General features: G+C 46.9%; 20 protein-coding genes. 18 read left to right on the top strand and 2 right to left on the bottom strand.

What is annotated here, in order from left to right; all coding sequences use genetic code 11:
• Positions 1-126: 126 nt before the first annotated feature.
• The 11 genes from purS (at position 127) to ilvA (ending at position 13,099) form a co-directional block, all read left to right on the top strand.
• On the top strand, positions 127-372 hold the full coding sequence (purS, locus tag ACFWMP_RS29010) for a phosphoribosylformylglycinamidine synthase subunit PurS (protein ID WP_036680912.1): 246 nt from the start codon (positions 127-129) through the stop codon (positions 370-372).
• 5 nt (positions 373-377) lie between these two features.
• Entirely contained in the window at positions 378-1,067 is a 690-nt protein-coding gene (gene purQ, locus ACFWMP_RS29015) for a phosphoribosylformylglycinamidine synthase subunit PurQ (protein WP_042124034.1), read from the top strand.
• On the top strand, positions 1,045-3,291 hold the full coding sequence (purL, locus tag ACFWMP_RS29020) for a phosphoribosylformylglycinamidine synthase subunit PurL (protein ID WP_379425748.1): 2,247 nt from the start codon (positions 1,045-1,047) through the stop codon (positions 3,289-3,291). The genes purQ and purL overlap by 23 nt, the downstream gene beginning before the upstream one ends.
• Entirely contained in the window at positions 3,276-4,772 is a 1,497-nt protein-coding gene (gene purF, locus ACFWMP_RS29025; RefSeq protein WP_076286945.1) for an amidophosphoribosyltransferase, read from the top strand. The genes purL and purF overlap by 16 nt, the downstream gene beginning before the upstream one ends.
• Before the next feature lie 91 nt (positions 4,773-4,863).
• Positions 4,864-5,097, top strand: a complete 234-nt coding sequence (locus tag ACFWMP_RS29030) for a hypothetical protein (protein WP_379425750.1) — start codon at positions 4,864-4,866, stop codon at positions 5,095-5,097.
• Between the two features lie 307 nt (positions 5,098-5,404).
• Entirely contained in the window at positions 5,405-6,445 is a 1,041-nt protein-coding gene (gene purM / locus ACFWMP_RS29035) for a phosphoribosylformylglycinamidine cyclo-ligase (RefSeq protein WP_341147025.1), read from the top strand.
• Positions 6,445-7,062: a phosphoribosylglycinamide formyltransferase gene (purN, locus tag ACFWMP_RS29040; RefSeq protein WP_076286942.1), complete on the top strand. Its 618-nt coding sequence runs from the start codon at positions 6,445-6,447 to the stop codon at positions 7,060-7,062. Before purM ends, purN begins: the two co-directional genes overlap by 1 nt.
• 161 nt (positions 7,063-7,223) lie before the next feature.
• Complete coding sequence (purH, locus tag ACFWMP_RS29045) at positions 7,224-8,771, top strand: bifunctional phosphoribosylaminoimidazolecarboxamide formyltransferase/IMP cyclohydrolase (RefSeq protein WP_076121669.1); 1,548 nt, start codon at positions 7,224-7,226, stop codon at positions 8,769-8,771.
• Positions 8,772-8,794: 23 nt separating this feature from the next.
• On the top strand, positions 8,795-10,060 hold the full coding sequence (gene purD, locus ACFWMP_RS29050) for a phosphoribosylamine--glycine ligase (RefSeq protein WP_379425753.1): 1,266 nt from the start codon (positions 8,795-8,797) through the stop codon (positions 10,058-10,060).
• Between the two features lie 286 nt (positions 10,061-10,346).
• A complete protein-coding gene (locus ACFWMP_RS29055; protein WP_076286939.1) occupies positions 10,347-11,642 on the top strand; it encodes an SEC-C metal-binding domain-containing protein in 1,296 nt (431 codons plus the stop codon).
• Between the two features lie 194 nt (positions 11,643-11,836).
• Positions 11,837-13,099, top strand: coding sequence for a threonine ammonia-lyase IlvA (gene ilvA / locus ACFWMP_RS29060; protein ID WP_042184762.1), 1,263 nt, complete (start codon positions 11,837-11,839; stop codon positions 13,097-13,099).
• A gap of 86 nt (positions 13,100-13,185) precedes the next feature.
• On the opposite strand, the gene ACFWMP_RS29065 is transcribed toward ilvA, so the two are convergent.
• Positions 13,186-14,127, bottom strand: a complete 942-nt coding sequence (locus ACFWMP_RS29065) for a hypothetical protein (protein WP_339244726.1) — start codon at positions 14,125-14,127, stop codon at positions 13,186-13,188.
• 47 nt (positions 14,128-14,174) lie between these two features.
• A complete protein-coding gene (locus tag ACFWMP_RS29070; protein ID WP_379425936.1) occupies positions 14,175-14,822 on the bottom strand; it encodes a DUF1129 family protein in 648 nt (215 codons plus the stop codon).
• 198 nt (positions 14,823-15,020) lie between these two features.
• Between ACFWMP_RS29070 and ACFWMP_RS29075 the strand changes: the two genes are divergently transcribed.
• The 7 genes from ACFWMP_RS29075 (at position 15,021) to ACFWMP_RS29105 (ending at position 20,578) form a co-directional block, all read left to right on the top strand.
• On the top strand, positions 15,021-15,224 hold the full coding sequence (locus ACFWMP_RS29075; RefSeq protein ID WP_042184766.1) for a hypothetical protein: 204 nt from the start codon (positions 15,021-15,023) through the stop codon (positions 15,222-15,224).
• A gap of 235 nt (positions 15,225-15,459) precedes the next feature.
• The gene (locus ACFWMP_RS29080) at positions 15,460-16,290 is read left to right on the top strand and encodes an alpha/beta hydrolase family protein (protein ID WP_042124053.1); all 831 of its coding nucleotides are present in this window, start codon (positions 15,460-15,462) and stop codon (positions 16,288-16,290) included.
• A gap of 85 nt (positions 16,291-16,375) precedes the next feature.
• Positions 16,376-17,152, top strand: coding sequence for a DODA-type extradiol aromatic ring-opening family dioxygenase (locus ACFWMP_RS29085; protein WP_379425757.1), 777 nt, complete (start codon positions 16,376-16,378; stop codon positions 17,150-17,152).
• Between the two features lie 243 nt (positions 17,153-17,395).
• Positions 17,396-18,493, top strand: coding sequence for a DUF3048 domain-containing protein (locus ACFWMP_RS29090; protein ID WP_340974052.1), 1,098 nt, complete (start codon positions 17,396-17,398; stop codon positions 18,491-18,493).
• Positions 18,494-18,695: 202 nt separating this feature from the next.
• Entirely contained in the window at positions 18,696-19,313 is a 618-nt protein-coding gene (locus ACFWMP_RS29095) for a DUF47 domain-containing protein (protein WP_042184774.1), read from the top strand.
• 13 nt (positions 19,314-19,326) lie between these two features.
• Complete coding sequence (locus ACFWMP_RS29100; protein ID WP_076300202.1) at positions 19,327-20,319, top strand: inorganic phosphate transporter; 993 nt, start codon at positions 19,327-19,329, stop codon at positions 20,317-20,319.
• A gap of 58 nt (positions 20,320-20,377) precedes the next feature.
• Positions 20,378-20,578, top strand: a complete 201-nt coding sequence (locus tag ACFWMP_RS29105; protein ID WP_379425760.1) for a hypothetical protein — start codon at positions 20,378-20,380, stop codon at positions 20,576-20,578.
• Positions 20,579-21,248 lie beyond the last annotated feature (670 nt).

Here is a 21,248-nt window from a genome sequence, read left to right on the forward strand (position 1 = left end):
TCAACATTGTGTGTTTACTCATGGGAATAAATGAAGTGTATGTTTTTAAAGCTAGAGTTACTTTTAGTAGAGTTTCAGCTTTCAGAAAGTATATACACATAAAAATTTAGGAGGAACTACAAGCATATGTTAAAAGCGACGGTATATGTCACCATTAAGAAGAGCGTTCTCGATCCACAAGGTGTAGCAGTGCAAGGAGCACTTCATTCGGTAGGTTTTCAAGAAGTTGAAAGTTTGCGTATTGGGAAATATATGGAGCTGACTTTGGATACGGATAACCGTGCTGAAGCAGAAGTGCGTCTCAAGGAAATGTGCGAAAAGCTACTTGCCAACACGGTGATCGAGGATTACCGCTACGAATTGGAGGACTAAACGACATGAAATTTGCTGTACTTGTCTTCCCAGGCTCTAACTGTGATATTGATTGCTACAAGGCGGTAGAGGACAGTCTCGGCGAACCAGTCGATTATGTGTGGCATACAGCGACAGATTTGTCGGCGTATGATTGCATTTTGGTTCCAGGCGGATTCTCATATGGTGATTACCTGCGCTGCGGCGCGATTTCAAGATTTGCTCCTGTAATGGCTGAAGTTGCTAAAGCAGCAGAGCAAGGGAAATTCGTGCTAGGCATTTGCAATGGGTTCCAAATTCTTACTGAGGCTGGTTTGTTGCCAGGAGCGCTGCGTCGTAACATGTCCATGAAGTTCCGTTGTCATGATACAGTGCTTAAGGTTGTTAATAACGAAACCCCATTTACTATTGATTATGCTAAGGATGAAGAAATCATCATCCCAATCGCTCACGGCGAAGGAAACTACTACTGTGATGAAGAGACTTTAGCAGAACTGAAAGCTAACAATCAGATTGTGTTCACATACAGCGATAATCCTAACGGCTCTGTAGCTGATATTGCGGGTGTTAGTAATGTGCAGGGGAATGTAGTCGGCATGATGCCTCACCCTGAGCGTGCAGCTAACAGCTTGCTCGGATCTGAAGATGGCAAGCGAATGTTCACATCTATACTGAAGACTTGGAGGGATCGTCATGACGCAGCAAGTATCCGTTAAGGAACCGACCGCAGAACAGATCGCAGAGCAGAAAATTTACAGCCAATTCGGTGTGTCGGACAGCGAATATGAGCTCATCAAGTCTTTTATGGGACGTTTGCCGAACTATACTGAAATCGGCGTATTCAGCGTAATGTGGTCCGAACACTGTGCATACAAGAACTCTAAGCCATTGTTGAAACGTTTCCCAGTTACTGGACCACGTGTCCTGATGGGACCTGGCGAGGGCGCAGGGATTGTAGATATCGGAGACAACCAAGCGGTTGTATTCAAAATCGAAAGTCATAACCACCCCTCTGCGGTAGAACCTTTTCAAGGTGCGGCAACAGGCGTAGGTGGTATCATTCGTGATATTTTTTCCATGGGCTCAAGACCTATCGCACTGCTGAATTCCTTGCGTTTCGGCAAGCTGGAAAGCGATCGCGTGAAATATTTGTTCGAGCATGTCGTGTCTGGTATTGCTGGCTATGGTAACTGTATCGGGATTCCAACAGTGGGCGGCGAAATCATGTTCGATGATAGCTATGACGGTAACCCGCTTGTTAATGCAATGTGTGTCGGTCTGATTGATCATGATAAAATCCAGCGTGGTGTCGCTAAAGGTGTAGGAAACCCAGTCTTCTACGTAGGTCCTCCTACTGGACGTGATGGGATTCATGGGGCTACTTTTGCATCCGTTGAACTAAGTGAAGAGTCCGAAGCAAAACGTACAGCTGTACAAGTAGGCGATCCATTTATGGAGAAGCTCGTTATGGAATCTTGTCTAGAGTTAATCGACAGCGGCATTGTTATTGGGATTCAGGATATGGGTGCGGCTGGACTTACCTGCTCTAGTGCAGAGATGGCAAGTAAAGCTGGTAATGGTTTGGAGCTGTATCTTGATCAGGTGCCACAACGTGAAGACGGCATGACCCCTTATGAAATGATGCTTTCGGAATCGCAAGAACGGATGTTGTTTGTAGTAGAACCGAAGGATGAAGCTCAGGCGCAAGAGATCTTTGATCGCTGGGGTGTAATCTGCTGTAAGGTCGGTAAAGTAACGGATGATGGTCGCTTGAAGCTATATCATCACGGTGAGGTTGTTGGTGACATGCCAGTAACAGCGCTTGTTGATGAGTGTCCAGTCTACAACAAACCATCTGAGGTTCCTGCTTATTATGTAGAAAATGAATCGGTAGATACGCTTCGTTACGCGGAAGTTACAGATCTAGGCGGCGCACTTCGTACTGTTCTTGGATCACCAACCGTAGCAAGCAAAGCTTGGGTATACAACCAATATGATTACATGGTGCGGACTAGTACGGCTGTTCGACCTGGATCTGATGCGGCTGTAGTTACCATTCATGGTACACGTAAAGGACTCGCGATGACTACGGACTGTAACGGTCGTTACGTTTATCTTGATCCTGAAGTGGGCGGACGGATTGCAGTCAGCGAAGCGGCACGTAACATCGTTTGTTCCGGTGCTGAACCGCTAGCTATTACCGATAACTTAAACTTCGGAAACCCTGAGAAACCTGATGTGTTCTGGCAAATGGAGCGTGCGGTTGATGGTATGGCTGAAGCTTGTCGTGTGCTGGATACTCCGGTTATCGGCGGGAATGTCAGTCTTTATAACGAAAATACTACGGGATCCATTTACCCAACGCCGGTTGTCGGCATGGTTGGTTTAGTAACGGATACGGATCATATTACGACTCAAGGCTTCAAACAAGAAGGAGATTCCATCCTTCTGCTAGGCGTAACAAAAGCTGAGCTTGGTGGTAGTGAATTTCAATATGCCGTTCATGGTGTAACGGAAGGCCGTCCTCCAGCATTGGATTTGGCTACTGAGAAAAAACTGCTGAGCGCAGTGCTTAGCTCGATTCGCGGTGGTCTGGTGCGTTCGGCACATGACTTGTCCGAAGGCGGCCTTGCTGTAGCACTTGCAGAAAGCTGTATCAGTGGCGGTGTTGGTGCGAACGTTGAACTTTCTGCTAATGGACTTAGATCCGATATAGCATTGTTCAGTGAGAGCCAATCACGTATCGTGCTGACGGCAGCGCCTGAACGTGCGGAAGAGCTGAAAGCAGCGATTGCTGCCAGCGGCGTTCCAGTGGAAATCATCGGAACTGTAGGTGGAGACAGACTGCGCGTAAATCTGGACGGTGCATCCGTATTAGATGAAGCTGTGGCAGAATTGAAATTCGTTTGGGAGGATGCTATTCCATGTCTTATGAAATAAAGACCGGGAAAGAGCAGGAGACTCCTATCCTGTGGACTGGTGACTTTTACAATGAAGGAACGGGCTCGGGAGATATTTTTGACACATTAAAAGAAGAATGCGGCGTTTTCGGGGTCTTCGGACACCCGGAAGCGGCGTCCATGTCTTATTACGGCTTGCACGCCTTACAGCACCGTGGGGAAGAAAGTGCGGGCATCTGTGTAGCAGATGGTCGTGATTTCAACTATCACCGCGGGATGGGGTTAGTAAAAGAAGTATTCGACAAGGACAAAATTGCCTCACTGGTTGGAGACATGTCCATCGGGCATGTACGTTATTCCACCAGCGGAGACAGCCGCTTAACTAATGCACAGCCGCTCGTATTCAAATATCGTGACGGTGATTTGGCGATTGCTACGAACGGTAACATAGTAAATGAACCGTTGATTCGTAAACAGCTTGAGCAAAGCGGATCGATCTTCCAAACCACAAGTGATACAGAAGTGCTGGCGCATCTGATTGCGCGTTCGTCTAAGGATTTTGTTGAAGCGGCTAAGGATGCGCTAAAACAACTGGTTGGCGGATTTGCTTTTCTGCTTATGACGAATGACAAATTAATTGTCGCTTCGGATTCCCATGGTTTGCGTCCGCTTGTAATGGGACGGATCGGCGACGCCTATATTTTTGCTTCCGAATCTTGCGCCTTAGAAGTTATCGGAGCACAGTTAGTACGAGATATCGAACCTGGCGAACTGCTCGTGCTTGATAAAAATGGCCTGTTAGAGGACCGTTTTACCGAGCCAAAACGTAAAGCGCTATGCGCGATGGAGTATATTTACTTCTCTCGCCCAGACAGTGATATGAATGGCGCTAACCTGCACACCGCCCGTAAGCGGATGGGTAGCCGAATGGCATTAGAAGCTTTCGTAGATGCTGACCTCGTAACTGGTGTACCGGATTCAAGTATCTCGGCAGCGATTGGATTTGCGGAGCAGACGGGCATTCCTTATGAGCTTGGGCTCATTAAGAATAAGTATACAGGCCGGACCTTCATCCAGCCGAGCCAAGAGCTGCGTGAGCAAGGTGTGAAAATGAAGCTAAGTGCCGTGCGCAGTGTGGTCGATGGCAAACGTGTTGTCATGATCGATGATTCCATCGTGCGTGGAACAACTTCACGGCGGATCGTCAATCTGCTCCGTGAAGCGGGAGCCGTAGAGGTTCACGTGCGGATTACATCGCCGCCCTTCAAGAATCCTTGCTTCTACGGCATTGATACCCCAGACCGCCGCGATCTCATCGCGTCGTACAAGTCCATTGCGGAAATGTGCGAAGAGATTAATGCCGATTCCTTGGCATTCTTGTCACCGGAGGGCTTAATCACTTCTATTGGTGGTCACAACAAAGATGATTACAAAGGCGGGCTATGCCTTTCCTGCTTCGATAATGATTACCCGACGCAGGTTGATTTTGGCGGGGCGGAAAAAGATGGCTGCTCATGTTGACATCCCCCTAAGTCCCCCTTGCAAAGGGGGATTCCGAAGGGCTCTGCCCTCCGGCCACCCGAAAGCTCGGCGGTAGGAGTTGGGTTATAACTTGCTAAGAAGACTTGGGTACGAGTGCTCGCTTTGTCCCTGTGTGCTACGCACGGACGGGACACGCTTTACGGCGCTCCGCCCCCCGGCTGCATACCGCCGCAGGGAATGGCTCGCCAAGCTGGTCGCTAGTCTCGCTAAGGTAGGCGCTCGGCTACGCCCAAAGCGCCAAGAGCAGCTCACCAAGCTCGTCCCTGTTTGCTGCGCAAATGCAGGACCCGCTTGTTTCGCTTAAGGAGGTGCATGGCGCAGCTCATGCACCGAGGTCTTGAGGTCCGTGTGCAAGGCGCGCACTGCGGCTTGCAGTAGGGTGAAAGCGGTGGTTGGAGGGAGTTATGGAGAGGAAGTTTGGAACTGTAGAAGCGTAGCGCTCGCCTTTATGTTTGGATTTCTACCGCGAAGAGCGGTTTAAATCAGGAAATCCAAACATAACAGCGATCGGAAGTCCAAACATTCCTTGTAATAGCTCCCCTATAACCACCAAAAAAATCCCGAATGCCCCACAAACGCGCTCTAAATTAAAATAAGATGAGGTGTCCCAAGTGTCGGAAGCTTATAAAAACGCCGGAGTGGATATTGCGGCTGGTAATGAAGCGGTAGAACGCATGAAAAAGCACGTAAAACGCACTTACCGTCCAGAAGTAATGACGGATCTTGGTGGGTTCGGAGCGCTGTTTGGCCTCAATAAAGATAAATATGAAGAGCCAGTGCTCGTATCGGGAACTGATGGTGTAGGCACGAAGCTTAAGATCGCGTTCGCTGCGGATCGCCATGACACGATTGGGATCGACGCTGTAGCTATGTGCGTGAACGACATTGTAGTGCAAGGCGCGGAGCCGCTATTTTTCCTTGATTATCTGGCTTGCGACAAAGTCGTACCGGAGAAAATTGAAGCGATCGTAGCAGGAATCGCAGAGGGCTGTCACCAAGCAGGTTGTGCGCTGATTGGCGGCGAAACGGCTGAAATGCCGGGCATGTATTCAGCGGGTGAGTATGATATCGCTGGATTCACAGTTGGCGTTGCTGACAAAGCGAAGCTGGTAACAGGCGCTAACATCGCTGCTGGAGACACAGTGATTGGTTTAGCTTCTAGCGGCGTGCACAGCAACGGCTTCTCACTGGTGCGTAAGCTTTTGCTTGAGGAAGATGGATATGGCCTGAATGATGTGCTTCCGGAGCTTGGAGCTCCGCTTGTGGATGTACTTCTTGCACCAACTAAGATTTATGTGAAGCCTTTGCTGGCGCTGCTGGAGCAGCTTCCGGTGAAAGGGATGGCACATATTACGGGTGGCGGATTCATCGAGAATATCCCGCGCGTATTGCCTGACGGTGTAGATGTGGAGATTAATTACGGATCGTGGCCGATTCTGCCGATCTTCGGATTGATGCAGAACAAAGGAAACGTAAGCAACCGTGATATGTTTACTACTTTTAATATGGGAATTGGACTTGTTCTGGTAGTAAGTAGCGCTGATGGAGAACGTGCTCTTGAACTGCTCAAAGCGAGCGGAGAAGAGGCTTTTATCATTGGTAAAGTGACAGAAGGGGAACGCAAAGTAACCTTTACTGGAGCTGAAGTGTGATGCAATGGAGTCGAATCGCTGTTTTTGCTTCTGGGCAAGGCAGTAATTTTGCTGCACTGATCGATGCACAGAGAGCAGGCTTGCTTGGTGAGGGCAATATTGAGTTGCTTGTATCCGACAAGCCAGAGGCACCTGTAGCTAAGCGAGCGGAGGATGCGGGCATTCCCGCCCTCTTGCTGCGGCCAAAAGACTTCGCCAGCCGTGAACTCTACGAAGCAGAGATTGTAGCAGAGCTTCAGCGGCGGGAAATCGGGCTGGTTGTGCTGGCAGGATACATGCGTCTTATTACGCCAGTGCTTTTAACGCCGTATGCTGGACGAATTATTAACATTCATCCATCGCTGCTGCCTGCTTTTGCAGGAAAAGATGCAATCGGACAAGCGCTGGATTATGGCGTGAAGCTGACGGGTGTTACTGTGCATTTTGTCGATGGAGGTATGGACACCGGGCCTGTTATTGCTCAGCGCAGCGTAGCCCTGCAGGATAACGACACGGCGGATTCATTGGCAGAACGTATTCATAAGGTTGAGTATGAGCTGTATCCCGAAGTGGTTGGCGCTTTTGCCAGCGGGAAAGTGGAACTGAGTGGAAGAAAGACGATTATCCGCGAAAAGTAAGCTGCACCGCAGCCATTCGAAGTTTTGGATCGACATTTGGTGACAGACCGAGATGTTTCAGGGTATTTCTCGGGAAATATTGCATAAGCGGCGTTATGTGTCGCGTTGTGGGTTTTCTTCATATTAAATCGCACGTACAACCTGAAGGAGGACTATTCAAAGTGAGTATCAAAAGAGCGCTAGTCAGCGTATCGGATAAACAAGGTATCGTGGATTTTTGCCGCGAGTTGTCTGCATTAGGCGTAGAAATTATCTCTACAGGTGGAACAAGCACGCTTTTGGCTAAAGAAGGTGTTCCAGTCATCGGGATTTCCGATGTGACAGGATTCCCAGAAATCATGGACGGACGTGTCAAAACCTTGCACCCTGCTGTACACAGTGGATTGCTTGCGGTTCGTGATAACGAGGAACACACGCGTCAAATGAAGGAGCTTGGTCTGGACTACATCGATCTGGTTGTTGTGAATTTGTATCCGTTCGCGGAAACTATCGCAAAACCTGACGTATCCTACGAGGAAGCCATCGAGAATATCGATATCGGCGGACCTACGATGCTGCGTTCTGCGGCGAAGAACCATGCTTTTGTGAGTGTAGTTGTGGATGCTAATGACTACGCTACTGTACTTGAAGAGGTTCGCGCAGGTGGAGATACAACGCTAGAAACACGCAAACGTCTTGCGGCAAAAGTGTTCCGTCATACGGCGGCTTACGATGCCTTGATTTCCGATTATTTGGCTAACGTTACTGGCGAGCCTCTGCCAGAGCGCTACACCGTGACTTATGAGAAAATTCAGGATCTGCGTTATGGCGAGAATCCGCATCAAAAAGCAGCGTTCTATCGCAAGCCATTGGCGGCACTGGATACACTCACTGCGGCTGAACAATTGCACGGCAAAGAGTTGTCTTATAACAATATCAACGATGCTAACGCAGCACTGCAAATCGTGAAAGAATTTGAAGAGCCTGCTGTCGTAGCGGTTAAACATATGAACCCTTGTGGTGTAGGTGTGGGTGAAAGTGTATACGAAGCTTATCAAAAAGCTTACAACGCGGATCCAACTTCTATCTTTGGTGGGATTGTAGCAGCAAACCGCATTATTGATGCAGACACAGCGAACCTGCTGAAAGATATTTTCCTCGAAATCGTGTTGGCACCAGGCTTTACGGAAGAAGCACTGGAAATCCTTACGAAGAAAAAGAATCTCCGTTTGCTCAAAATCGGTAACCTTAGTACGGCTAGTGCGCGTAAGAGCAGCTTTGTAGTTACCTCTATTGATGGAGGAATGGTTGTACAGGAGAGTGATGTGCACTCTGTGAACCCAGATGATCTACAAGTCGTTACGGACCGTAAACCAACCGAGGAAGAATTGAAACAATTGTTGTTCGGATGGAAAGTAGTTAAGCATGTGAAATCTAATGCGATTGTGCTGGCTGCTGATGATATGACCGTTGGCGTAGGTGCAGGACAGATGAATCGCGTTGGTGCAGCTAAAATTGCAATCGAACAAGCTGGTGAAAAATCTAAGGGAGCCGTACTCGCTTCCGACGCGTTCTTCCCAATGGGCGATACGCTTGAAATGGCAGCAAAAGCAGGAATCACTGCAGTGATTCAGCCAGGCGGCTCCATTAAAGACGAAGAGTCGATTAAGGTCGCTAATGAGTATGGTATTGCTATGGTCTTCACAGGCGTCCGTCATTTCAAACACTAGAGCACTGGGAGGATCATATTCGGATGGATATTTTAGTGGTTGGCGGCGGCGGCCGGGAACATGCGATGATTTGGAGTCTATCCCAAAGCCCAAAGGCAGGTAAAATCTATTGCGCACCCGGCAACGCCGGGATTGCGCAGTTAGCCGAATGTGTGCCGATCGGAGTATTTGAGTTCGATCGTCTGACGGCTTTTGCGAAAGAGAAGGAAGTAGGTCTTGTTGTAATCGGTCCAGATGATCCACTCGCTGCTGGGATTGTGGATGCTTTTGAAGCACAGGATATTCCTGTGTTTGGCCCACGCAAGAATGCGGCAGAGATCGAAGGCAGCAAAACCTTTATGAAGGATCTTTTGCATAAATATAATATTCCGACAGCAGCCTATGAGAAGTTCGACGACTATGAAGCTGCGCTAACTTATTTGCGAGAACACCCGCTTCCGATCGTAATCAAGGCAGATGGTCTGGCTGCAGGAAAAGGCGTGACGGTTGCTTATTCGTTGGAAGAAGCAGAGCAAGCGCTTGCTGATATTATGGTCACTAAGGTATTCGGTGAGGCAGGCGCTCAGGTTGTTATTGAGGAATTTCTAGCTGGACAGGAAATGTCGATTTTGGCTTTTGTCGATGGAGAGACGGTACGTCCTATGGCTGCTGCCCAGGATCATAAGCCCGTATTTGATGGGGATAAAGGTCCTAATACCGGCGGAATGGGTACCTATTCGCCTTTACCACATATTGATGAGGCTATTATCCAAGAAGCGATCGAGACCATCATTAAGCCGACGGCAAAAGCTATGGTGGACGAAGGTCGTCCCTTTAGCGGTGTACTATTTGCGGGACTGATGATTTCTCCTGAGGGTAAACCAAAGACGATTGAGTTTAATGCTCGTTTCGGTGATCCTGAGACTCAGGTCGTGTTGCCTAGACTCAAGAGCGACTTGCTAGAAATCTTTCTGGCGGTCACAGAGGGCAGACTTGCAGATATCGACATTGAATGGAGCGACGAAGCGGCTGTATGCGTAGTTCTCGCTTCGGGAGGATATCCAGGCCCTTATCCAAAGGGTGTACCGATTGAAGGTCTTGAAGACAGCCAAGGAGGGCTGATCTTCCATGCTGGTACGGCGCGTGGTGAAGACGGAAGCTGGGTGACGAATGGTGGTCGGGTACTAGGCGTGGTAGGCCTAGGTGCTACGATTGCTGAAGCTCGTGTTGCAGCTTACGCTAGAGCCGAAGGAATTTCTTTTTCCGGAAAACAAAGCCGCAGCGACATCGCTATGAAAGCTTTGGTATAAGGATAAAGAACTGTATCTAGCATTTTTTGCGCTTAAAGTCCTAAAAAAGGACTGACAAGTGATAGAAGAAGTGCTATAATACTACACGTACGGGGGAAAATGTGCGGATATATACAGATAAGGGTCTTTCCGATCATGGGAAGGCCCTTTTAAATCGGAGTCCTTCAGACTTTGTGAAGTAACCTTATAAAGGATGCCTCGTGCCTGGAAATGATGATACTTATAGTGCATACTAGCGATACGCTTATGGCGAATGGCTACTCACAGATTTAAGGAGGAATTCGTTTTGAGTAAGATTGGAAGAAATGATATGTGTCCTTGCGGAAGCGGGAAAAAATATAAGAAATGCTGCCTTGGTAAAGAAACTTCTGCAGTAGAGTCCATCATGCAACTTGTAAACAAGGAAGAAGCGGCAGCTAGCGAGACTGTGGCTGAGAAACAGGAGCCCGTAGCACAACCTGAAGTGAAGCTAACTCTTGCTACGCTCAGAAAAAAAGTGTCACGTGATCTGAATTGGGAGCATCCAGCACATGAACAACTGGCGCTGCACCTTATTGAGAGCATGAGAGAAAGCTATGATAGAGAGCTTATTTGGGAAGCTCTAGTTCTGTGGAATGGTTATTCCCGTAAGACTAAGCCTGCTGTGAAGAAAATGGGCTCTTTCTGCGCGGCGATCGAATTTATTTTGTCTGAAGAATATGGCTTCTCCCTAACACAAGCGGATCTTGCTACCAAACATGAGGTTACTACGCCTACCATCTCTAGAAAAGTCAAAGAGATGCTCAATTACATTGAGGAATACGGCATGGGTGGTGCGGAAGAAGAATTACTTTTGCTGAATATCTCAGGCAGTCCGAAGGATCAGGAGCAAGCACTATTACAAAAGGCTATGCAAACCAATTCATCCAACCGCCGGATACAGTTAGCTGAAGCCGCATTAGAGGTTTATCCGGACAGTCCGGATGCTTATCTCATTTTGGCTGAGGAAGCAGAGAATGAAGCAGATGCTCGTGCTTTTCTAAAAGCAGGGATGGATGCAGGTGAACGTGAGCTTGGGGAAGCCTTTTTCGCTGAGAACAAGGGACATTTCTGGGACCTCCACGAGACTCGTCCATACATTCGAATTTGCAAAAGCTACGCCGACTCTTGTTGGTTTAGCGGAAATGCAGAAGAAGCACAAAAAGTACTTGAGCACATTTTAGAGCTGAATCCTGAAGATAACACAGGTGCGCGTTACCTTTTAACGGCTGCGTATCTCTACACCAACAAGCTCAAGAAGACAGAAAAGGTGCTGGAAAAGTTCGGCAATGATGCAGCGGCGACAGTAGCTTACGACCGGATGGTCTTAGAATATAAGAAGAATGGGATTACTTCCCAACTGAAAATGTTGTACCGCGTAGCGCGGAATGTGAACAAGCATGTGCCGGATTATTTGTTAGGGATCAAAAGATTGCCGCATAACCTTCCGGATTTTGTGGGAATGGGCGACGCTAATGAAGCTATCGAATATGTGATTGTACACTCGCGTTTGTGGACAAGCCTACCTGATCTGCTGAAGTGGATGCTGAAGCAACAGGATTAGTAGAATTCAGATCTTGGACGGACATGAACTTAAAGAGGCTATGGGAGATTCCTGTAGTCTCTTTTTTAATATAAGAAAATAAGATTTGCATCAATGATTGTATTGCATACAGCGGACAATGCTTGAAAAAATGTCTTTGGGAGAGTATGTTTACAAGAAGTAGAATGAATAGATGATAGTGAGGCGAGAGGGTTATGAGAGAAGAGGAAGACCGAATCGTAGGAATGGAAGATATCGTACGGGCTCATCACGTACTGCGGGAGGTCATCATCCGGACTCCACTACAGCGTGACGCCGTACTATCGGCCAAGTATGATTGCGATGTATATTTGAAGCGCGAAGATTTGCAGATTGTCCGTTCTTTTAAAATCCGCGGAGCTTATAATATGATTCGTAGTCTATCTGCAGAAGATAGAGCTAAAGGTATTGTCTGCGCGAGTGCAGGAAATCACGCACAAGGTGTAGCCTATTCCTGTAAGGCACTTGGAATTAAGGGCAAGGTCTATATGCCCAGCACTACACCTAACCAGAAGGTTAAGCAAGTTCGACGGTTCGGCGGTGAGTTTGTTGAGGTCATTCTGAAGGGCGATACCTTCGATGATGCTTATGATGAAGCGCTGCAAGCTTGTATAGATCATGGAATGACATTGATCCACCCGTTTGATGAGCCGAGAATTATTGCAGGCAATGGGACAATTGCGATGGAAGTAATGGAGAATCTGGACCATCCTGCGGATTTTATGTTCGTAACGATTGGTGGGGGCGGCCTGGCAGCAGGAATAGCCACTTATGTGAAGACGGTGAGTCCATCCACTAAGTTGATTGGTGTGGAACCGCTTGGTGCTGCTTCAATGACTGAAGCAATTAAGCTTGGAGAAGTGGTAACGCTAAAAGAAATTAACAAGTTCGTGGACGGAGCGGCTGTAAAGCGCGTTGGCGGACTGACTTATGATATTTGTTCCCGGCATCTGGATGACATCGTGATGGTACCTGAAGGCAAGGCTTGTACCACCATTCTGGAGCTGTATAACGAGAACGCTATAGTAGTTGAGCCAGCCGGTTCCTTACCTATCGCAGCACTTGATCAATACCGTGATCAAATCCGCGGGAAGACGGTCGTCTGTATCATTAGTGGGGGTAACAACGATATAGACCGTATGCAAGAGATCAAGGAGCGGTCACTGATTTACGAAGGCTTAAAGCACTACTTCATGGTGAACTTCCCACAACGGGCAGGTGCCCTGCGTGAGTTCTTGGACGAAATCCTCGGTCCAGAGGATGATATTACCCGTTTCGAGTACATTAAGAAGCATGATAAAGAGAATGGTCCCGCGCTTGTAGGCATAGAGCTATTGTCCATTGAAGCTTATGAACCACTTATCGAACGGATGCAGCAGAAGGGTGTGGATTATGTAGAAATCAATAAGGATTCCAATCTCTTTAACATCCTTATTTAATTTCTTTCATCACTTTAATCATTTCGTTAATGAACATAGAAAGGCCCGTCCCAGAATGAATGGGGACGGGCCTTTTGTATATCATACTAGAGAGGTAATTCAGTCTTACGGTATTGTTCGACTTCATCTGTTAATTTATAATCTTTGTCTTTCATCAATTTCATGAAGCCATCTAGTTTCTGCAGGAATGGGCTGTTGTCTTTATTCTTGGTGAGAATGCTAGAGTAGGCTTTCTGCGCCTCCAAGTCCATTTCAAGATTGTCATAATGGAAAAGGGGCGTGTTATTCTGGCCGTAAAACGTATTGTTAACATAGATAGAATATAAGGATTTCACGGCTGAAATTCGGTTCGATTTCGGATGATTTTGAATAAATTGCTCTTGAGACAGTGCTCGCGCAGCTACATCGGTCCAACCAATGACCAGCCCGTTATCCTTGGAGGAGGGAAGATCAGACTCCGTAGCCATAATGGATAGATATGCGCTGATATCGTCAGTGACATAAAGCTTATATTTGCGGTAAGCCTCATAATCGATCACCGGGAAAAAAGTGCCTTCCGCGGTCTCCAGTTTATATCCATTTTCGCTGGCACTCTTCAGCAGTGTGCGCAGAGTGAGATCTTCTGTGGCATCAGCAAGGGTCTTCATACTAGCGCCAGCCTTATAGATGGCGGTGAGCTTCCGCTGGACATTGCTGGTACTGAATTTGCTCTCCCACGCCGGAAGCGCCGCCTTGTGCAAATTCTCAAGCTTCAGTGTCATTATCGTGGCACGATACGAACCTACCGCATACATATTGGCGTTCAAATATTTAATAGCTTCGGGTAACTTGTTAGAGGAAGACAACAGCGGCAATGCTGCTTTATAGATAGCCTCCGCATGATTATTGTTTGCTGTCAAAGCATTTGCCTTAGTGCCTCCCACAGGAGGGCTGGCAGCGCCTTCAGCTTGAATCGTTCCTATAGGTACCGCGCCTAGTCCCAATGTTACTGCTAGAACAGAATAGAGAATATATTGCTTCTTATTCATGAAAGTTCCCCCTGTCTATCGGATGAAATATGGGTGGAGCATGACTTTTATTTTCTAAAAAATATAAACTTTAGTCCAATTGCCCCAATCAGGGAAACAATTAAGCTTACCCACGGGGATAAAGTAATGACCGGAAACAATCGGTCGAGGTACAAGCCAATGAATACGGCAACTACGGCGATTCCGATATAGACGCCAAGGCCCTTGATATCAAAGGGCTTGGCTTTAGGTGCATCCCCCTCAGACAAGGAGGTTAACCATTTCATAATAAGTTCGATCAAGATAATGGAACCTGCCCCAACAGCGAAGAGGGTGAAGAGGCTAATCTCTCCGAACATCCCAGGTGATCTGTTAGTCCATTGCAAGAAGAGTCCACCTATAGCAAAGATCCCGAACAAACAGGTTAGAGCCGCGCAGGGAATCATCAAGTAATAGTTCCATTTGCTGCGTGCTGAGCGTGTGGGAACGCTGTCTATGATCTCTTTAAAATAATCATCCGGATTCTCGCCAAACACCTGTTTAGCGTTTTTACCTTTTTTTTGTTCTTTCAGAAGCAGCTTGGCTGCATCCAGTAAAAGTTCTTCAGCGCGGAGAGCCTCTATCCTACTGGCCCGCATCGTTAGGATCATATCTTCAAAATAGGATCGATTGAAAGGCGTCATCTGCTCGCGCAGGGCGTTATTTTCCTTAATCATATCTTTCACTTTCATAATAGGGATGTAAACCTCCAGTAGTGTTAATCGGTATAGTCTTTAACCTAGAGTATACGTTTGCCTGACAGGTCAGCGCAAGGACAAGCATTTCTATTTTCCTATGCATAATCCTTTTATAAGAGTGAACACTGATAATGTTGTTGCTTGATCAATATAGCTTTGGGAAAGGTTGGGAGCTTTATGGAACATGAGAACAAGAAAGAACAGGACAGTGTCATGGGCAACGGTTTCGAGCCTACGCCCAATCATTCAATGGGGGATTGGGGCGGCTCTGATGGATTCAGCATGTGGAATTCCACAGAAGAACCAGCAACAGAGGGTGCGCTTAAGGATTGGGAAGGCAGTCAAGAAACCCATGAGATGTTTAACGACAGCTATGATTGATTGACGACCCTGGAAGCTCATCATGCGATTGAAAAACAGCCAGTCTTCATTATTTTGGAGACTGGCTGTTTGACGTTCCGGTTTATACTCCGAATTTGCTCTTGCAAATTACTAAGATCTGTCCCGTTTCTGTTGACAATATGAACGAAATCTTTATAATAAGAATATAATTCACACTAAGTTAATCGGAATTCTAATAAATTAAAATAATGATTAAATATAGGAGGTTACGGCAATGGAACGGAATATTGTAATTCGGCATAACGGCGAAGAATTGACAGCGAGCATCCATTATCCGAGTAAAGAGAAGGGAACTTCCACACGTTGCAAGGACAGATTGCCATTAGCTGTAATCTGCCATGGATTTGTGGGTAACCGGATTGGAGTCGATCGGATATTTGTCAAAGCAGCTCGTGAGCTGGCGCAAGACGGGTATATGGTCATTCGATTTGATTATGCGGGCTGCGGCGAGAGCAGCGGTAATTACGGCGGGGAGGATATGGAGTCGATGATCGCTCAGACTAGAGCGGTGCTCGATTACGGAATTAGCTCTGCCGATGTGGATCCACAGCGTGTGACGCTTATTGGCCATAGTCTGGGTGGGGCGGTTGCGCTTCTGACAAGTATTCGTGATCGCCGCGTGAAGAATCTCGTGCTATGGGCCTCCGTGGGTTATCCCTTCAATGATATTGTGAAGATCGTAGGGAGGGAGGCGTATGACCGTTCGGTGAAGAATGGATCGGCGGATTACGTGGGTTACTCGTTCACACCGGTATATTTCAATTCTTTGGCGGCCTTCCAGCCTTTCCAAGAAGCTAGTAAATTCAGCGGTGATGTGCTCGTCATTCATGGTACGTCTGACGATGTCATCCCCGTGGATTATGCATTCCTTTACCAGAAATTATTCTGGACACGTCCTGAGGGACGATGCGATAAAGAGATCATTTTTCAAGGTGATCATACCTTTTCTTCTGGGCCAGCACAGCAGCAGCTGCTAAAACGGACAAGAGAGTGGATGAACGAACAGGAGCATGTGCAGACAGAGTGGCAAAATTGGATGATATAGGTGATGGACTTTACTCGCAATAACTTGAGATTAGCGGTAAAATAAAGATGCACACCATATACTGGGTTATGGAGGTTGGCATCCTATGAAATTACCGTCATTTTTTATCGCGCACGGTTCTCCGCTCCTCGCACTGGAGGATAACGAGTATACCCGTTTTCTGGAGCGGCTTGGTCAAGAACTAGAAGCACCACGGGGTATAGTAGTATTCTCAGCGCACTGGGATAGCCCAGAACAGCTACTCACCATGGATGAGAAGCACGAAACACAACACGACTTCTACGGATTTCCTGAAGAAATGTATACGCTGACCTATCCAGCCCCAGGCGATCCAGCTCTAACCAAGCGGATTTCCGAGCTCTTTAAGGGTAACAATCTTTCACATCAGCCCGTTCTGGGGCGAGGACTCGATCACGGAGTCTGGGTAATACTGAAAAAAATGTTTCCGAAAGCCGATATTCCGGTAGTCGCTTTATCCATCGATTCACTACGTTCTCCCAAGGAACAGTATAATATCGGGCGGATGTTAGCCCCTCTGCGTGACGAAGGCATACTGCTGATAGGAAGCGGTGGACTTGTTCACAATTTGCGGATGCTTAATGAAAGTGATCAGCCTGAAGAGTGGGCGCTTGAATTCGATGCGTGGATTGCCAAGGGGTTAGAATCTTGGGATTTACCTTCACTGTTTGCTTATGAGAAAAAAGCTCCGCATGTTCGTGATGCGGTTCCATCTTACGGAAGAGAGCATTTCGCACCTCTCTTTTATGCGATGGGAACAGCGGATGGCAGCAGGAAGGCAGAGCGAATATTTCAAGCGTATCAATATGGGACATTAAGCCTCAATTGCTGGAAGCTAGACTAAATGGATAAGATACACGCAGGGTACAGCCGGAGATCGGCTGTGCCCTTTTTTTAAATATAAGAAAGTAAAAGTTTCACGCTATGCATTATCCTTATATTTCTCGCTTAAACGTATATCGTCCTAATAAGGACGCTGAAGTCGATTACACTTGATGCAAGCGGATCAAGACAAATGGGACTGGCTGTGATTAAATGGAAGAAACCAGTTAAGATACATAAAACGTTTAGGAGGAACTACAAGCTTATGAAAGTAAACTGCTCTTCTTCCCGTCTATTATCTGCCCTTGTACTAAGTACCCTATTGCTCTCCGCTTGCGGAACAGAGAGTGCAAATAATGTAATTGCCCCGACACAGCAACCTACAGCAGATCCCGCGCCTATTGAAACGATCCAACCATCGCCTACTGCAGATCCATCTGCTGAACTCGTTTCCGGGTTAACAGGTCTTCCCGTTTCTGAAAACAGTCTCCCACGTCCCTTAGCTGTTATGATTAATAATGCACCAGCGGCCCGGCCACAGTCGGGGGTGAGTGAAGCGGATATTTTATATGAGGTCCTTGCTGAAGGTGGCATTACGCGGTTAATTGGTATTTTTCAAAGTCATACCGGAGTGGTCAAAATCGGACCGATTCGCAGTATTCGCCCTTATCTGCTCGATATTGGCGAGAGCTATGGTGGTGTGACAGTGCATGCCGGGGGGAGCCCCGCGGCTTATGCTATTTTGCAAAAAGAGAAAAAAGCAGATATGGACGAAATCGGTCGTGCCGGAGCCTATTTCTGGCGGGACAAAGCACGTAAAGCCCCTCATAATCTCTACAGTAATGCAGCGAAGCTTCGGGAAGGTGCCGAGAAGCTGGGTTATGAGAAAAGTGTGAAGGTGCCAGGGTATCTTTTTAACAATCCAGATTACATACCAACAGGCGGAGAACAGGCCGCTGAGTTTAGCGTAAACTTCTTACTTAAAAGCTATAAAATTGACTATAAATACGATACTCAGCTCCAGACCTATCAGCGTTACGTGAATGGTAAACCACATTTGGATTTGAATAACAATAAGCCAGTAGAAGCTGCAAATGTGATGGTGATGGGTTCCGATCATAAAGTACTTGATGATGTTGGAAGACTTCAGGTTGACGTGGAGCTTGGTGGAGAAGCGCTGCTCTTTCAGCGGGGACAGGTCACAAAGGGCAGATGGTCGCGTGAGCCAGGTAATGTGATTCGGTTTGTGAAGGATGGTAAAGAAGAGCTAATGTATCCAGGAATCACCCATATTTTGGTCGTCCCTAATGCACCTTCATTTAGCAGTCATGTGGTATATGGCGGAGCAGATAGTGCAACCTAAGAAAGTCGGAATATCCAGTGTTATACAGATTTGTGTTCGGAATTATGGGTAAGTGTTAATAGAGTGTAAAAAAGTTCATTTCTATAGCTTCTATACCTTCTACGGATATGTTAAGATAACAAGGGTTGTCATTCATTTTCATGCTTTTTACATATGGGTGACTCTGTACTCACGGTAATATTATGTAAAGGGGTTTAAAACAATGAAGTTGAGAAAAAAGGACATATTCTTTGAGACGCTGGAAAATATGGCGGATACCATTGTCCAAGCTGCAGATTATTTTGCTCAGAATATCACTGATCTCCAGAATAATGTCGATAGTTTCGCTGCAGAGATGAAGAAGTACGAATCCCAATGTGATACTTACACGCACACCGTAATCAAGGAACTGAACAAGACGTTCATTACGCCACTTGAGCGTGACGACATTATGGACTTGATTACAAGCATGGATGATGTCATTGATGGCTTGGAGGCATCTGCCTCACGTTTCTATATGTACAACCTTCTTGACCCGGATGAATACATTGTACAATTTGCCGAAATCCTTCGTCAGTGTGCTTATGAAATCCAAAAAGCGGTTCATTTGCTTTCCCAGAAGAAGCTGCTGGCCATTCGTGAATATACGATCCGTTTGAATGACCTTGAGAATCAAGGGGACGAAGTCCTTCGTATTTGTACCAAAGCTCTATTTGAAACCGTTAAGGACCCGATTGAGCTGATTAAGCGCAAGGAATTATATGAGCGACTCGAGACCACTACAGATAAATGTGAAGATGTAGCCAACATGTTGGAATCGATCATCATGCGCAACTCATAAGGGGTACTAGAATATGGAAACATCGATATGGATTCTTGGAATTGTTATATTTCTCGCGCTTGCGTTTGACTTTATTAATGGTTTCCATGATACGGCCAACGCGATTGCTACCTCTGTCTCTACACGTGCGTTAAAACCTCGAACAGCTATTATTATGGCGGCACTGATGAACTTTGTCGGAGCTTTGATGTTTACAGGTGTAGCTAAGAAAATTGGCGGAAGTATCACAGACCCCACGTTGCTGGAAAATGGTCTGGATATCATAATAGCCACGCTGATTGCTGCGATTATTTGGAATTTGATCACCTGGTGGCTCGGAATTCCGTCCTCCTCCTCTCATGCACTGATCGGCGCTTTGGCTGGTGCAGTATATGTGGGTGCAGGTTCGTCGCATATTAACTGGGGCGGATTTGTGGAAATTGTCGAGGGCTTGATCTTCTCGCCAATTATTGCATTTGTTATCGGTTATATCATCATGACAGTCCTGAAATGGATTTTTGCAAAGCGTAGTCCACATACGGTTAATAAGGGCTTCCGTTCCATGCAGGTTGTGACGGCGGCATTACAGTCGTTTACTCATGGTACGAATGATGCGCAGAAGGCGATGGGGATCATTACCTTTGCCCTCGTTACATCAGGACGCCAAGAGACTATGGATGTAATCCCTCTATGGGTTAAGATTGCTGCGGCTACGGCTATGGCACTCGGTACCTCCATTGGCGGCTGGAAGATTATCAAGACCATGGGTACGAAGATTTTCAAAATCGAGCCGATCAACGGCTTTGCGGCTGATATTTCCGCGGCTTCCGTTATTTTCTCGGCAACACTGCTTCATTTGCCAGTCAGCTCCACACATGCTATCACTTCAGCTATCCTGGGTGTTGGCTCCGCAAAACGCTTCTCTGCCGTGAAATGGGGAGTGGCTGGACGTATTGTAGTTACTTGGTTTATTACGATTCCAATCAGTGCGGTATTAGCCGGTCTGATTTTCAAAATCATTTTTTAAATCCCTTTAATAAAAAGATGTCAGTTAGCCTTTGGCTGCGGACATCTTTTTTTGTTGTTTGGGTGGTGCGGGGCGAGAGCGGTATAAATCCCGTAGAAATGATGGAATTGGGCGATTGGAGGGGAAGGAGCGGTATAAATCCCGTAGAAATGGTGGGATTCGGCGATTGGTGGAGGAAGAGCGGTATAAATCCCGTAGAAATGGTGGAATTCGGCGATTGGAGGGGAAAGAGCGGTATGAATCCCGTAGAAATAGCTAAGTTACGTCGAAGAAGCAAAAAGAGGGGTATAAATACCCCAGAATTGGCGAAATAGCGTCGAAGAAGCATAAAGAGGGGTATAAATCCCCCAGAATTGGCGAAATAGCGTCGAAGAAGCGGAAAGAGGGTATAAATCCCCCAGAATAGCGAAATAGCGTCGAAGAAGCATAAAGAGGGGCATAAATACCCCAGAAATAGCGAAATAGCGTCGTATAAGCATAAAGAGGGGTATAAATGCCCCTGAATTGGTGAAATAGCGTCGTATAAGCATGAAGAGGGGTATAAATACCCCAGAATTGGTGAAATAGCGTCGAAGAAGCATAAAGAGGGGTGTAAATGCCCCTGAATTGGTGAAATAGCGTCGAAGAAGCATAAAGAAGGGGATAAGTGCCCTAAATTTGCAGAGTCTAGCTCGTACAACCGAGAGTGGTTAAAGCTTGGATAAGGTGCGTATGAGCTTATGTCTGGACGTAGCTATTTGTGCATCTGTCGAATCTAGGCGGCGGTTAGAATTTAAACTAACTAATCCTTAAACAAATCACTTGATACGATTTGATTAAATACGGTGACAACCCAACCCAACCCAACCCAACCCAACCCAACCCAACCCAACCCAACCCAACCCAACCCAACCCAACCCAACCCAACCCAACCCAACCCAACCCAACCC

This window comes from Paenibacillus sp. NPDC058367, from assembly GCF_042723305.1.
Classification (GTDB): Bacteria; Bacillota; Bacilli; order Paenibacillales; family Paenibacillaceae; genus Paenibacillus_AQ.

Excerpts from the sequence above, each read along its gene's own strand:
- purS (WP_036680912.1), top strand. The coding sequence starts at position 127 with ATGTTAAAAGCGACGGTATATGTCACCATTAAGAAGAGCGTTCTCGAT.
- purQ (WP_042124034.1), top strand. The coding sequence starts at position 378 with ATGAAATTTGCTGTACTTGTCTTCCCAGGCTCTAACTGTGATATTGAT.
- purL (WP_379425748.1), top strand. The coding sequence starts at position 1,045 with ATGACGCAGCAAGTATCCGTTAAGGAACCGACCGCAGAACAGATCGCA.
- purF (WP_076286945.1), top strand. The coding sequence starts at position 3,276 with ATGTCTTATGAAATAAAGACCGGGAAAGAGCAGGAGACTCCTATCCTG.
- purN (WP_076286942.1), top strand. The coding sequence starts at position 6,445 with ATGCAATGGAGTCGAATCGCTGTTTTTGCTTCTGGGCAAGGCAGTAAT.
- purD (WP_379425753.1), top strand. The coding sequence starts at position 8,795 with ATGGATATTTTAGTGGTTGGCGGCGGCGGCCGGGAACATGCGATGATT.
- ilvA (WP_042184762.1), top strand. The coding sequence starts at position 11,837 with ATGAGAGAAGAGGAAGACCGAATCGTAGGAATGGAAGATATCGTACGG.
- ACFWMP_RS29065 (WP_339244726.1), bottom strand. The coding sequence starts at position 14,127 with ATGAATAAGAAGCAATATATTCTCTATTCTGTTCTAGCAGTAACATTG.
- ACFWMP_RS29070 (WP_379425936.1), bottom strand. The coding sequence starts at position 14,822 with ATGATTAAGGAAAATAACGCCCTGCGCGAGCAGATGACGCCTTTCAAT.
- ACFWMP_RS29075 (WP_042184766.1), top strand. The coding sequence starts at position 15,021 with ATGGAACATGAGAACAAGAAAGAACAGGACAGTGTCATGGGCAACGGT.
- ACFWMP_RS29080 (WP_042124053.1), top strand. The coding sequence starts at position 15,460 with ATGGAACGGAATATTGTAATTCGGCATAACGGCGAAGAATTGACAGCG.
- ACFWMP_RS29085 (WP_379425757.1), top strand. The coding sequence starts at position 16,376 with ATGAAATTACCGTCATTTTTTATCGCGCACGGTTCTCCGCTCCTCGCA.
- ACFWMP_RS29090 (WP_340974052.1), top strand. The coding sequence starts at position 17,396 with ATGAAAGTAAACTGCTCTTCTTCCCGTCTATTATCTGCCCTTGTACTA.
- ACFWMP_RS29095 (WP_042184774.1), top strand. The coding sequence starts at position 18,696 with ATGAAGTTGAGAAAAAAGGACATATTCTTTGAGACGCTGGAAAATATG.
- ACFWMP_RS29100 (WP_076300202.1), top strand. The coding sequence starts at position 19,327 with ATGGAAACATCGATATGGATTCTTGGAATTGTTATATTTCTCGCGCTT.